This is a genomic window from Kitasatospora sp. NPDC048298 (assembly GCF_043201465.1).
Classification (GTDB): domain Bacteria; phylum Actinomycetota; class Actinomycetes; order Streptomycetales; family Streptomycetaceae; genus Kitasatospora.
Genome location: NZ_JBICYZ010000025.1, coordinates 103,920 through 116,343, shown reverse-complemented (window position 1 = coordinate 116,343; position 12,424 = coordinate 103,920). Strand labels below are relative to the sequence as shown.

The 12,424-nt window shown below is 72.3% G+C and carries 14 protein-coding genes and 2 pseudogenes; 7 read left to right on the top strand and 9 right to left on the bottom strand.

Going from position 1 to position 12,424, the window contains the following annotated elements; all coding sequences use genetic code 11:
- Positions 1-168 precede the first annotated feature (168 nt).
- The 3 genes from ACGF0D_RS20095 to ACGF0D_RS20085 all read left to right on the top strand — a co-directional run bounded on the left by ACGF0D_RS20095 (position 169) and on the right by ACGF0D_RS20085 (position 1,771).
- Positions 169-546 (top strand): hypothetical protein, encoded by a 378-nt coding sequence (locus tag ACGF0D_RS20095; RefSeq protein ID WP_392918041.1) that lies wholly within the window; start codon positions 169-171, stop codon positions 544-546.
- A gap of 32 nt (positions 547-578) precedes the next feature.
- Positions 579-1,214 (top strand): RICIN domain-containing protein, encoded by a 636-nt coding sequence (locus ACGF0D_RS20090; protein WP_392918038.1) that lies wholly within the window; start codon positions 579-581, stop codon positions 1,212-1,214.
- A gap of 92 nt (positions 1,215-1,306) precedes the next feature.
- Positions 1,307-1,771: an SRPBCC family protein gene (locus ACGF0D_RS20085; RefSeq protein WP_392918036.1), complete on the top strand. Its 465-nt coding sequence runs from the start codon at positions 1,307-1,309 to the stop codon at positions 1,769-1,771.
- Between the two features lie 65 nt (positions 1,772-1,836).
- Here ACGF0D_RS20085 and ACGF0D_RS20080 read toward each other — a convergent pair whose 3' ends face one another.
- The 3 genes from ACGF0D_RS20080 to ACGF0D_RS20070 form a co-directional block, all read right to left on the bottom strand.
- A complete protein-coding gene (locus ACGF0D_RS20080) occupies positions 1,837-2,199 on the bottom strand; it encodes a cupin domain-containing protein (RefSeq protein ID WP_392877003.1) in 363 nt (120 codons plus the stop codon).
- Positions 2,200-2,418: 219 nt separating this feature from the next.
- Entirely contained in the window at positions 2,419-2,925 is a 507-nt protein-coding gene (locus ACGF0D_RS20075) for a hypothetical protein (RefSeq protein WP_392918034.1), read from the bottom strand.
- 342 nt (positions 2,926-3,267) lie between these two features.
- Positions 3,268-3,687, bottom strand: a complete 420-nt coding sequence (locus ACGF0D_RS20070) for a hypothetical protein (protein WP_392918031.1) — start codon at positions 3,685-3,687, stop codon at positions 3,268-3,270.
- Between the two features lie 140 nt (positions 3,688-3,827).
- Here ACGF0D_RS20070 and ACGF0D_RS20065 point away from each other — a divergent pair.
- Both ACGF0D_RS20065 and ACGF0D_RS20060 read left to right on the top strand, forming a co-directional pair.
- Positions 3,828-4,380 (top strand): annotated as a pseudogene (locus tag ACGF0D_RS20065) (TIGR03557 family F420-dependent LLM class oxidoreductase); the annotation flags it as partial.
- Positions 4,373-4,873 (top strand): hypothetical protein, encoded by a 501-nt coding sequence (locus ACGF0D_RS20060; protein ID WP_392918028.1) that lies wholly within the window; start codon positions 4,373-4,375, stop codon positions 4,871-4,873. The pseudogene ACGF0D_RS20065 and the gene ACGF0D_RS20060, both read left to right, overlap by 8 nt.
- A 64-nt stretch (positions 4,874-4,937) precedes the next feature.
- Here the strand turns inward: ACGF0D_RS20060 and ACGF0D_RS20055 are convergent, their stop codons facing one another.
- Together ACGF0D_RS20055 and ACGF0D_RS20050 are read right to left on the bottom strand one after the other, a co-directional pair.
- Positions 4,938-5,798: a hypothetical protein gene (locus tag ACGF0D_RS20055; RefSeq protein ID WP_392918025.1), complete on the bottom strand. Its 861-nt coding sequence runs from the start codon at positions 5,796-5,798 to the stop codon at positions 4,938-4,940.
- A 148-nt stretch (positions 5,799-5,946) separates the two neighbouring features.
- On the bottom strand, positions 5,947-6,888 hold the full coding sequence (locus ACGF0D_RS20050; protein ID WP_392918023.1) for a TIGR01777 family oxidoreductase: 942 nt from the start codon (positions 6,886-6,888) through the stop codon (positions 5,947-5,949).
- 212 nt (positions 6,889-7,100) lie between these two features.
- Between ACGF0D_RS20050 and ACGF0D_RS20045 the strand changes: the two genes are divergently transcribed.
- Complete coding sequence (locus ACGF0D_RS20045) at positions 7,101-7,970, top strand: class I SAM-dependent methyltransferase (protein WP_392918021.1); 870 nt, start codon at positions 7,101-7,103, stop codon at positions 7,968-7,970.
- Positions 7,971-8,059: 89 nt separating this feature from the next.
- Here the strand turns inward: ACGF0D_RS20045 and ACGF0D_RS20040 are convergent, their stop codons facing one another.
- The 3 genes from ACGF0D_RS20040 to ACGF0D_RS20030 form a co-directional block, all read right to left on the bottom strand.
- Positions 8,060-10,024, bottom strand: a complete 1,965-nt coding sequence (locus tag ACGF0D_RS20040; protein WP_392918018.1) for a hypothetical protein — start codon at positions 10,022-10,024, stop codon at positions 8,060-8,062.
- A gap of 209 nt (positions 10,025-10,233) precedes the next feature.
- Positions 10,234-10,632: a hypothetical protein gene (locus ACGF0D_RS20035; RefSeq protein ID WP_392918015.1), complete on the bottom strand. Its 399-nt coding sequence runs from the start codon at positions 10,630-10,632 to the stop codon at positions 10,234-10,236.
- Between the two features lie 195 nt (positions 10,633-10,827).
- A complete protein-coding gene (locus ACGF0D_RS20030; RefSeq protein ID WP_392877580.1) occupies positions 10,828-10,896 on the bottom strand; it encodes a hypothetical protein in 69 nt (22 codons plus the stop codon).
- A 29-nt stretch (positions 10,897-10,925) separates the two neighbouring features.
- Here ACGF0D_RS20030 and ACGF0D_RS20025 point away from each other — a divergent pair.
- Positions 10,926-11,063: pseudogene (locus ACGF0D_RS20025) on the top strand (hypothetical protein); the annotation flags it as partial.
- A gap of 473 nt (positions 11,064-11,536) precedes the next feature.
- Here ACGF0D_RS20025 and ACGF0D_RS20020 read toward each other — a convergent pair.
- Positions 11,537-12,259: a hypothetical protein gene (locus ACGF0D_RS20020; RefSeq protein WP_392918012.1), complete on the bottom strand. Its 723-nt coding sequence runs from the start codon at positions 12,257-12,259 to the stop codon at positions 11,537-11,539.
- Positions 12,260-12,424 lie beyond the last annotated feature (165 nt).

The window sequence follows — 12,424 nt, the reverse complement described above, 5'->3', positions numbered from 1 at the left end:
CCCTCCCGCCCCCCCCCCCCCCCCCCCCCCCCCCCCCCCCCCCCCCCCCCCCCCCCCCGGGGGGGGGGGGGCCCCCCCCCCCCCCGGCCCCCCCCCCCCCGCTTCCTGCTGCCCGGAAGCCCTCGCCGGGTCGACACCGCCGCTCGGGCGCCACCCACTATCGATTCGGTGACCACCACCGTCGACAACAAGACCGAGATCACCGCCTCCGCCAACGTCCTGTTCGGCAAGGTCGAGGCGAAGGTCGGATTCTCGGTCCAGAAGACGACCTCCAGCACCAGGTCGACCACCGTGACGAACACCTGGAACTTCAACGACCCCGGGAAGTACGGCGTCTACCGGGCGACCCGCATGGTCACGGGCCAGTACGTCAAGTTCATCTGCGCCGAGACCGGCCCCACCACCGGCATCTGGGTCAACTCCCTGCCGAACGGCCCCGGGACGTTCACCACCTACGAGGTCCCGGAGATCGGCTCGGTCGCCTGCGCCTATCCCGAACCCGCCGGAACCGTACGCCGGATCGTCCAGACCCTCGTCGGCTGCTGACCGTGCCCGCTCACATCCCGACGGAGAAACCCATGACCAACCCGCTGCGACGAAGGGCCGCCAGGGCCCTGCGCGCCCTCGGCGTCGCCGCCCTGGCCTCGTCGGCTGCTCTCACCGTCCTCGCCGCCCCCGCGTCGGCCTCCGCCCCCACGGTGACCGGCTTCGATCCGGAGACGAAGACGCACGCGTGGGAGGGCCGGGAGGGCTGGGTCTGCGTGGACGGCTACTACCGGATCAGGACTCCGTTCTCGACCCCGCAGGGCAGCGACAACGTCCTCGACATGAGCCTGGCCACCCCGATGGTCGGAACCATCATCCAGCACGAATGGCACACCGGCAGCAACCAGCAGTGGGGCCTGTGCTACACCGGCTCGGGGAGCACGGCCTCCTTCGCCCTGGTGAACCGCAGGAACGGCCGCCTCTGCATGGGCATCGGGGACGCCGGCCGCCTTGACGCCTCGTGGCTCGCCACCTTCGACTGCGGCTCTCCGCCCCCCGACCACCAGACGTTCTCGATCATCCGCGACCCGGCCGACCGCAACCGCGTGCTGCTCCAGCTGCACCACTCGGGCAACTTCGTCGCCGTCTCCGCTCCCGGGGAGCGGGACGCCGTGGTGGCCCAGTACTCCTACCGCGCCACGCAGTTCACCCTGGAGTGGCTGGGCTAGGCCGTCTTCTGGAAGGCGTCGGACGCGCGTCTGGTCCGGCCGGCCGGGGAAGTCTCAGGCGGCCGGCCGGAGGAAGCTCTAGGGTGGCGGCCATGGCCCGCTTCGTCCTGATCCGCCGTACGCCGCTGCCGCCCGCCGAGTGCTGGGAGCGGCTGACGGCCTGGTCCCGGCACGGGGAGCGGGTGCCGTTCACCCGGGTCTCCGTGGTCCGGGGCAGCGGCCGGGAGGTGGGTGACGTCGTCCTGGCCCGGACGGCGCTCGGGCCGCTGCGCTTCGACGATCCGATGGAGATCGCCGAGCTGGTCGTCCCCGGCCCCGGATCCGCACCCGGATCCGGCCCGGTCGCCGGTCGGGACGGGCTGTGCCGGCTGGTGAAGCACGGCCGACCGGTGCGCGGCTGGGCCGAGCTGCGGGTGCGGGCGGTGGGCGGCGGCAGTGCGGCGGTCTGGACGGAGGAGCTGACGGTCGCCGGCCTGCCCGGGCTGCTCGACCCCTTCCTCGCCCGGGCGGGGCGGCTGGTCTTCGGCCGGGTGCTGGACCACCTGCTGGAGCCGTAGGGGCACTGGCGGGTGCCGGGACCACGCACGGGCCGAGTCACAGGGCCGAGTGTCAGGGCCGCGCCTCAGGGCCGAGGGCGGATGGTCATCCCCGGGCGCCGGCGGTGCACCGTCAGGTAGACGACACCCGCGGGCCCGGCGGCCACGCCCCGGGCGGCGCCGTGCGGCAGCATCCGCAGGTCACCCGGGCGCAGGTCGTATGCGACGCCCTCGCAGCGCAGCGTGCCCTCCCCCTCGATGCCCAGCACCAGGACGTCCAGGTCGGGTTCCACGTGGTCGGCCACGGAGGCGCCCGGCCGCAGCCGCACCACGTTGGCGTCGAGCTGGCGCTCGGCGCCCGTCAACCGCCACAGTGCTCCGGTGCCGGTGGCGTCCCGCAGCAGGTCGTCCAGGTGCACACCGTCACCCTGGGTGTCCGAGTCCGTCATGCGCACCATCATCGCACCGACCGGTGGGGGCCCTGTCGTCCGCACGCGCGAGTGCCTTCCGGCAGGGCTGACAAAGGCCGTACCGGCCTTGTCCTCCCCGCACGGAAGGCACATTCGCTTTCCTGTCACGATGCGGCACTGCCGCCGGTGAATCGCCCGGGCTGCGTCACGTACGGTTCCGTGAAATCCCGTGACCGAATTCCCCGGGCGCCCCGGCCACTACGCCATTTCGAGGTAGAACTTCTCGTGCCCGCCGCCGTTGGCGTTGATTTGACAGTTCACCGTTCCGCCGGGGCCGGTGGCGGTGGTCACCCCGCTGTCGGTCACCATGCGCAGGAAGATACCGGGGAAGGCCGCCGACTCGAAGGAGAACGAACCGTCCGCCTGGGCCCGGGCGTTGAACTTCTCCCAGGGGCCGATGTAGCTCTGGCAGTTGACCGTCCCGCCGCCCGCCATGGTGGTGGGGACCCCGTTGCCGTCCATGCGCAGGAACACGCTCGGGAAGGCCGCCGACTCGAAGGCGTACGAGCCGTCGGCCTGCGGCCGGACCTTGTACGCCGTCCAGGGGCCGGTGCCGTACTGACAGTTGACCTTCCCGCTTCCGTGGTCGGTGGGGGTCGTCACCCCGGTCCCGTCCATGCGCAGGTAGATGTTCGGGAAGAACGTCGACTGGATCGTGATCGGTGAGTCCCCGAGCTTTGCGAGGTCAGCTGCCGACAGGTGCATGATGGCCTTTCCTTTCGCCTGGACGGGTAGCGAACGAATCGAATTCGGCGCCACTGGAATCCTTTTGCAGCGCCGATCATCGGGCCCGGAGGGCGATATCGGGTTCAGCGCCCGCGGCATCTCAAGGCTGGAGCATTTCGGACCGGACTCCGCGCCCTCGTCAGCTCCATGTATGACTTCCCGTGCACAAGGGAAGCCCCACCGAATTGCCAGACCAGGCGGCATCGAAGCCGCCGTTTCGCGCTTTCCGCCCCCTCGGTTTTCCTGCAGTAGCAGGCCCGAAACTCACTGTATTTCGATGGGCACAGCATGTCCAGACTGCGTGCGGAAAGCGCCTTCCGGTCAGTCGCCGCCCCGGCCGCCGTAGCGCCGCCGCCACTCCCGGGCGCGGGCGTTGTGCCACTCCACGCCCTCCATGGCCTGGCGCTCGGAGAGGCCGCTCAGGCGGGCGACCACGCTCAGTGGCAGGGGTTCGTCGCACTCGGCGAGGGTGCGGCAGACCTTGGCGGCCCACTGCTCCTCGGGGACGAAGGGGCGGTGGCGGTAGTCCGCGATCAGGGTGGTCAGGTGCTCCGCGGAACAGGCCAGGACGACCCGCTTGCCGTCCAGTTCGGGTTCGGTGGAGTGCAGGGCGGAGGAGTCCGGCACCAGGGCGCCGAGCAGCTCGGTGCGGGCGACGGCGCGTCCGCACTGGTCGCACAGGTCGAGGGAGTCCGCGTCGGCGGCGGCGGGGTCCTCAGGCGGGGGTCCGATGTCCTCCATGCCGCGCGCCTACCCCGTGAGGCCGGGGCCAACCGAGCCCCCGACCGGCGGGGCCACCACTCGCGCGCGACGCCCAGGGGTCGCGGCGCCCCGTCCGGAAAGCCGCTCCGGCACAGGCCGACCGACGAACCGAGGCCGCCATGACCGCGTTCGGCTGCTTCCTGTCCTGCGAGGAGTTCTCCCCCGCCCAGCTGGTCGATCAGGCCCGGCTGGCGGAGCGGGCCGGTTTCACCCGGCTGGCGATCTCCGACCACTCCCCCCGTGGAACGACGCCCAGGGCAACGCCCCGTTCGTCTGGGGCGTGATCGGCGCGCTGTCACAGGTGGTCCGGCTGCCGGTGACCACCCTGGTCACCTGCCCCACGGTGTGGCTGCACCCAGCCGTGACGGCGCAGGCCGCGGCCACCGCGGACGTGCAGCTCGCGGGCGGGCTGCGGCTCGGCGTCGGCACCGGCGAGGCACTCAACAAGCACGTCCTGGGCGCCGCCGGCCGCCGTTCGCGGTGCGTGCGGAGATGCTGGAGGAGGCCGTCGAGGTGACGCGGGAGCTGTTCACCGGCGGCATGGTGTCCCACCGCGGCACGCACTACACGATGGAGAACGCCTGGCTCTACACTCCCCCGACCGCGGAACGGCTGCCGGTGTACGTCCCGGCCTTCGGCCCTCGCCACCGGGGGCGACCGGCTGGTGCTGGTCGCCCGGGGCCTGGCCGGACTGCGCGCCGCCTCGGCCGAGGCCCAGGCCGCCGGCTCGCCGGTGCGCACCGTACTGGCCGACGTGGCCGACCCGCAGGCCTGCGAGGCCGTCGCCGCCCGCGCCGTGCGGTTCGCCGCCGACCACCCCGGGCGGCGGGAGTACTGGGTGGGCGGCAGCACCGTCGGCACCCTGGTCGCCAACGCGCTCGCCCCCGGCCTGCTCGACCGCTACCTCGCCCGCACCGGCATCGGCGCCCAGCAGGAGGACGGCCCCCGACAGGCGGACGGCCTCGCCAACCTCCGGACGCCGTCGGACACTTCCGACGACCACGGCGCGCACGGCCGCTTCGACGACGAGGCCCGGGAGCGCAGCACCCGGCTGTGGGCCTCCCAGCACCACGGCCTGCTCGCCGTCGGCGGCGCCGCACTGCTCGGTGCGGCGGCGAGAGGGCTCGCACGCGGGTCACGGTCCGGGCCGCCGGGGCCGGGCTGACCATCGGCCCTCGGCTCGTCAGCGGCTCCGCCCTCGACCCGCCGGCGACTCAGCCCTCGGCCCGTCAGCGAGCCGTCCCCCGGCCCCGCCGCGGCTCGGCGGCGGTCCGGCGCCAGTCCAGGTACTGCTGGCGGACGTACCCGCGCGCACCGTCGCCTTCGGCGGTGACGCGGTCGTGTTCGGTCAGCTCCCCGGCCGCTATCCGCGCCCGCACCACCTGGTGCGGGTCGGCGTCGCCGCCCGCCAGGGCGATGCGGTCGGCCCGGGCGGCGGCGCGCAGCAGGTACTCGCGACGCTTGCGGGGCGGGCTCTTGACGGTGCTCCGGTGGGCGGCCAGGTCCTTCTCCTCCTCCGCGACGTCCGGGGCGTACTCGTACGCCTCCCCCGCCGTGGGCACGGGCCCGGCCGGCACCTGCCGCACCGGTTGGGGCGGCAGTGGCGGCAGGCCGTAGACGTGGAGCACGGCGTTCGCGAACTCCGGCTGGTCGACGGGTACTCCGTGCCGGCCGAAGACCGCGAACAGCTCGGCCAGGGCGCGCGGTTCGACGCCGCGTGGCCGGTCGTCCTCGGTGACGTCGATCCGGCCGAGCTGCGGGCCCCAGAACCGGCCCGGCGGGTCCACCAGGCGCAGGCGCAGGGTCACGTGGTGGCCGCTGGTCTCGATCTCCTCGCCGAACTCCATGGCCAGGCCGCTGATCTCCGACCAGGCGTAGCGGCGCGCGACCAGCAGCCGGACCAGGGTGAGGCCCTGCTCGTCCTCCCGTAGCCGGAAGGTGTGCGGCACCCCGACGGCCGCCGCGCCCCCGATCAGCACGCCGATCAGGGTGGCCGTCCCCGCGCCGGTGGCACCGGACAGGCCGAGCGCGAGCATCGTCGCCACCGCCAGGGCGCAGCCGATCCCGATGTTGCTTCCCCACTGCCGCATGACCGACAGCCGTACCGTCCGCATCCCGCCCCCTGATCGACCGTGCGTGTTCCTCCACGGTCCCGGGGATCACCGGGCCCGGGCAAGCGCCGACGGGGAGCTGTGACGGCCCCGTGACGAACCCGCCACACGGCGGCCGTCGAGCGCGCTACCGCCCGCGCAGCCGCCGCACGAGGTCGCGGGCGGCCTCCGGCCAGCTCGGGTGGTCGAAGGCGAAGCCCGCGTCGAGCAGGCGGGTCGGGACGACGCGGCGGCTCTTCAGCAGCAGCTCGGTGTCGGAGCGCAGCGCGAAGGCGCCCAGTTCGGCCATCCAGCGGGTGGCGGGCAGGGCCAGCGGCATGCCCCAGGCGGTGCGCAGCTCGCGCATGAACTCGCGCTGGGGCAGCGGGTTCGGGGCGGCGAGGTTGACCGGCCCGGTGAGGTCCTCGCGGGCGATCAGGAACTCGACGGCGCGGGCGAAGTCCCGCTCGTGGAGCCAGGAGACGTACTGGGCGCCGCCCGCGACCGGCCCGCCGACACCGAGCCGGGCCAGCCAGGAGAGCGCGTCGAGCGAGCCGCCGCGCTCGGGGCCGAGGACGGCGGCGGTGCGCAGCGCGACCCGGCGGGTGTGCGGGGTGTCGGCCTCGGCCAGGGTGCGCTCCCAGGCCTGGGCGACGTCGATGCTGTACCGCCAGGCGGGCGGGGCGTCGGGCTCGCTGCCGCCGATCAGGCCGTCCCGCTCGTCGTTGGGGGCGTCGTGGCGGTGGGCGTAGACGGTGGCGGTGCTCATCTGGAGCCAGCACGAGGGCGGGCGGCGGGCGGCTGCTACGGCCTCGCCGACGACCCGGGTGGACTGCACCCGGGAGTCCATCATCTCCTGCCGGTTCGCCTCGGTGTAGCGGCAGTTGACGCTGCGCCCGGCGAGGTTGAGCACGACGTCGGCGCCGTCGATCTCGGCTGCCCAGGCGCCGAGGGTCCGTCCGTCCCAGCCGACCTGCCGGGATCCGGCGGGCCTGCGGCTGAGCACGACGACCTGGTGCCCGGCGGCGGTCAGGCGCCGGTCGAGCAGCGTCCCGAGCTCACCGGATCCACCGGGAATGACGACCTTCATGGGTTCCCCCTCTTGCCTCGGTTCCTCGGAACCCAGCGTAGCCCAGACTTCTGAACGCGTTCAATTCTATGCCCCGATCCCCTCCGAATGTCGGCCGTGATCGTCGGTCAGCAGAAGTGGACCTTGTGTCGAAGCACTCCGGTACCTATCGTCTCGATGTATCGGTTCGATACATCGAGCCGGAATCAGACCGTCGATCAGCGGGGGCTTCAGTGACGGGAATCAACGACGACACCCGGCAGCACCAGGACGACGCGCGTGGCCGGGCGGCCGCCGGCCAGGAGTCGGCGCAGGCCGAACGGCGGCTGCACAGCTCGTCGTTCGGCCGCGCGGCGGGCGCCTACGCCGAGCACCGCCCGGACTACGCGCAGGCCGCCGTGCGCTGGGCCCTCGAGGCCGCGCCCGGCCAGCGGGTGCTCGACCTCGGCGCCGGGACGGGCAAGCTCACCGCCACCCTGGTCGCCCTGGGCCACGACGTCGTCTCGGTCGAACCCGACCCGGCGATGCTGGCCGAACTGCGCGCCGCACTGCCGACCGTCCGCGCGCTGGCGGGACGAGCGGAGGCGATCCCGCTGCCGGACGACTCCGTCGACGCCGTGGTGTCCGGCAACGCCATGCACTGGTTCGACATGGACCTCGCGGGGCCGGAGATCGCCAGGGTCCTCGCCCCCGGCGGCGTGCTGGCCGGCCTGTGGAACGTCTTCGACGACCGGGTCGACTGGGTGGCCGGCCTCGCCCGCGTCACCGGCCCCGCCGCCATCGGCCCGCGCGACGTGCCCACCAGTTGGCGCGTCGAGACGGCGCGGATGCACCTTCCCCGGTCCGGCGGGGACGCCCGGTTCGACTCGCCCGAGCAGGCGGAGTTCCCGCACGGGCAGCGGCGGACCGCCGACTCCCTCGTCGCCACCCTCTCGACGAAGGCGGGCGTCCTGGTCATGCCGGAGCAGGAACGGAAGGCCCTGCTGGACGCCACCCACGCCTACCTCACCGACCGGCCGGAGACCGGCGCCGGCACCGGCACCGGCACCGGCGAGTTCACCCTCCCGATGCTCACCAGCGTGCTGCGGGTCCGCCGGATGTGAGGCCCGCCGGCCCGTCCTTCCGGTGACCAGCGGCCCCCGCTCCCCGCTCACCCGGGGAACGAGGACCGCAGTCACTCACCGAGCCGGCGTCACTTGTCGGCCCGGAAGGCCCCGTGGACTCGCAGGTTGCCGTTGATCGCCACCAGGTCGTCGTTGGTGTGCAGGATCCAGGCACTCCCGGTGCGGACCGAGAGGTGCCTGTTGGCGTTCACCTTCCCGAAGAACGCCGACTCCCCGCCGACCCGCAGGTCGCCGGTGGCGTTCACCTTCCCGGCAAACACCGACTCCCCGCCGACCGACAGGTCGCCGTTGGCGTTCACCTTCTGCCGGAACTCCGACTCCCCGTGGACGACCAGCCGCGGCGGACCGTCCAGCGTCTCCAGCACGTTGTCGACGGTCAACCCGCCGTGCAGGGTGAGGCGTTGCTTGACCTGGGCCCGGTCGGTGACCAGGTCGTTCAGGTCCGCCTTGTCGGCGGCGACGGTCCCCCACGTACGGTTCCCCGCGCCCTGGAACACGTTCAGCCCGGACGCCGGGAACTCGATCCACCCGTCACCGGACGTACGCCCCTGCACCCAGCTGGTGTTGACGCCGTTCAGGTCCGCCTTGTCCGCGGCGACCGTCCCCCACTCGCGGTGCCCGGAGCCCTGGAACACGTTCAGCCCGGACGCCGGGAACTCGATCCAGCCGTCACTGGACGTACGCCCCTGCACCCACTTGGTGTTGACGCCGTTCAGGTCCGCCTTGTCGGCGGCGACCGTCCCCCACGTCTCCTGTCCGTCCTTGCGGACGTTCACTCCGGACTGCGGGAAGTCGAGCCAGCCCTTGCCGGAGTCGCGGTCCCCGACCCACTTGGTGTTGATGCCGTTCACGCTGATCTTCTCGGCGTGAACGGTGCCCAGGTCGTTCCCCTGGCCGTGACCGACCGTGATCCCGTCCGACGGGAACTGGATCCACCCGGAACCGCTGTCGCGGCCCCGCACCCACGCGGCGGTCACGGTGTCGACGTCCGCCTTGGCGGCGGCAACCGTACCCGGCGCGTTCGACGCGTCCCGCACCTGCACACCCTGCGCCGTGAGGGTGACCCGACCCTTCTCCGTCGTCCCCTCCACCCACGGCGTCGACACCCCGACCGACGCCGTCACACTCTCCACATCCGCCTTGCCGGCCGCAACCGTACCCGGCGCGTTCGACGCGTCCCGCACCTGCGCACCCTGCTCGGTGAAGACGATCCGGCCGCGCGGCGCCGTGCCTTCCACCCACGGGGTGTACACGCCCTTGGTCGCCGTCACACTGTCGAACTCGGGGCTGCGCAGGTGGACGGTGGTGGTCAGCAGGTAGCTCGGCTGCTGCCCGTTCGGGGAGCTGGCGATCAGGGTGTAGGTGGCGTCCCGCTTCGGCTCCTGGCCGGGCTTCGGCGACCACTGCCAGCCGGCCGCCGCCCCGCTCCTCGGCGGGACGGCCTCCGGCGGGCCGTCCGGGCCCTGGATCTGGTACGTGAGGGTGTCCGGGCCGTCCCACTGCAGGACGACGTCCTTGCCCGCGGCCACCAGGGAGTCCTTCGCACGGAAGTTCCGCGGCACCTTGGCTTCCTGCTTGATCAGGCTCAGGGTCACGAGGCTCGGGTGCACGAAGCCGCCGATGTTCGCCGCCCGCTCCGTCACCCGCAGCAGGACCAGCCCCGGCTTGCTGGAGACCGGGAAGCCCTCCATCGCCACGACCATGGAGCCGCCGCCCTTGATGAGGGTGGGGTAGCGGGGGTCCTGGGAGGAGATCTTGTAGACGGCGGTCGAGGTGTTCCAGTCGGTCGCCGGCTTGTTCGCCGGGTCCGTCGCGGTGTTCTGCGTGATCTGCGGGGTGAACGCTTTCGGATCGGTCGTCAGGTCGCCGTCCTTGTCCCCGACGGGCACCTGGATCTCGGTGGAGTACCAGAGCGCGTCGTCGCTGTTCGGGTTGGAGATGATGACGTAGACCGTCCCCCGGGACTCCTCGCCCGCGTTGGGCACCTGGAGCGGAGCCGGGTCGGTGAGGATTTCGTAGTTCAGAGTTGCCACCGTTGTAGACCCCCTGATTCTGCTGCACGGGCGCTCGCCTCCACGGGCACCGCCCCCTTGTCACAGCACTGTCCTGCCAGCGGAAATCCCGGGAGCCCGGATTCCGCACAACCGGCGCGAACCAGTCCCGCACTGGCCGAAAGATGGATGACGGAATTCCGGCTCCATCTTTTTCCTCACACGGCACTTCAGGCCCGGGAAAAGCGAATTCACCCTGCGACACCACCGGTTTTGCCGCCGATTCGATAGCGCTGACCGGCCTGCGGCAGCGGCGATCCACGTCGCCGGCGATCCACGGAAGCTTCCGGTTTCCCGGGGCGGGTCCGCTCGGCCCACGCGGCCACCGGCGGCCCTGCCGCGCCGACGACCGCGAAGAGGGCGCCGAGGAGCAGCCACCCGGTATGGCCGAGCGCGAGAACCGCCCCGGTGAGGATCACCGGGGCGAGGGCCTGGCCCGCTCCGAAGCCGATGCCGGCCAGGCCCTGGTACTGCCCCTGGGCGTGGTCGGGTGCGAGGCCGAAACCGAACGCGAAGCCGGCCTTCGCACGACCGGCAGTCGTGGATGTAGCCCATTCCGTACCGCCCAACGGAACGCGCACTGCGGGCATGCACCGGTTCTCACCCGATCGTTCCGGGCGGTGCCGGGCGGGCGATGGCCACCCACGTCCGTCGCGATCTCCGGATCGCGCTTTCGGTGTCCCGGATCTCGTCCTGGCGCATGCCCGGACGAGATCCGGGACACCGTCGATCGCGGGGGCATTGCGGTGTTGTCCGTCGAATGTTCGGCTGATTCGGCTGTCCGCTCAGCCGGTCTCGGCCACGCAGGCGAGATCCGGCACCGGTCGCTCCCCAGTGGTCAGGAACGTGGTCACCGCGTTGTCGCCGCACTTGTTCTTGGCGAACCCAGATCAGCGCCGCGTCCCAGCCCGCGATCGTCGCCCTGATGCTCGAACAGCTCGGCGCCCGGCCCGGCCAGCGCGTCTTCGAGGCCGGAGCCGGGACCGGAGTCAACGCCGCCTACCTGGTCACCATCGTCGGCTTGGCGGTCGCCCTGGCCGACGCTGCCGCCGTGTTCGAGGAGTCCGCGTTCGACCTGGGTACGTCCGGAGGCGACCGCTTGAGTCCCATACTCGAACAGCGCCGCCATCGGACGCCGGCAACCTCATCGCCGGCCCCAACTGGACTTTCCAGGCGAACACTTGGGAAGGCGACTGTCTTCGAGGTCGAGCAGCGCGGCCGGTGGGGTACGCGCGAGGCGGGTCAGAACTCGCGGCCGATCAGCGGGACCTGCTGGCGGCGAGCTGGTGGCCGCGCGGGCGGCGGCCGCCTCCAAGCCCCGGGTGCCGAGGGCCCACCGCTTCCAGCAGGGCCCGAGCGCCCGGGGCTTTCGCCGCACGGGGCGCCCGCGTCCCGCCCCGCACGGGACGCCACCGGCGAGGCTGAGTAGCGCTCCGCGACCACCGCGGGGACGGAGGACCGGCACGCCTTCCGCTACGCCCACGCGGGCTGAGTTCAGGGGTCGTGGCGATCGCAGTGGTCATGACCCCCGTCGTGCCCGTCGCCGTCGTGCCCGTCACCGTGGTGCTCGTGGTGCTCGTAGTGCTTGATCGTGGTGAGGTCGTTGGCGGTGTGGATGGTGGCGTCACCGCCTCCGGTGACGGTAGCGGTGTTGGTGACCTGCGCAGGGGCGTCGCAGGAGACGTCGACCTTCAGGGTGATGGGCGGGTAGCTCTGCCCGGCAGGCAGGACGTCGCTGCGGGTACAGGTGAGGGTGGCCAGAATGCAGTGCCATCCCTTCCCGGTGATCCGGTCGGCCCGAAGACCTGCGGGGAGGGTGTCGTGAACGGTGACCGTGGTGCCATCGGTCGGGCCGACCGCTGTGGCGTTACCCACAGTAATGGTGTAAACGCCGTCCTCGCCCCGGACGAAGTGGTCCGCGTGACTCTTGGCGATGGTCAGGGAGGGGCCGAGTACCGTGAATGTGAGGCCGGTACTGCCGGTGCCGGCAGCGCTCTCGGTGCCGCCGCGGTCAGTGGTGGCGCTGCCACTGGATTCGGTGAGGCCGGTGGCGGCGGTGTCGATCACCGGCACCGTGCGGCCGTTGACCTGGGCGACGGAGGCGCGCTGAGCCGTGGCCGTCCAGACTGTGGCCAGGACGATCGCCAGGACGGCCAACCCGGCCATCATGACCGCCGCCGGCTTGCGGACCCGTACCCTCAGCCACCGTCGAAACATGCCGCCCATTCCTCCCGGGCCGCGGCTTGCTTCAGCCCGCCCTCTCCCATGCCTGAACACCGACATCTCCGCTTCCAAATCGCCGACAACAAGCCGTTACTGTTCGTGACCCGAATATCACTTTGCGCTTCGGTGAGTGCGCTCGCACATACAACACGGTGGTGA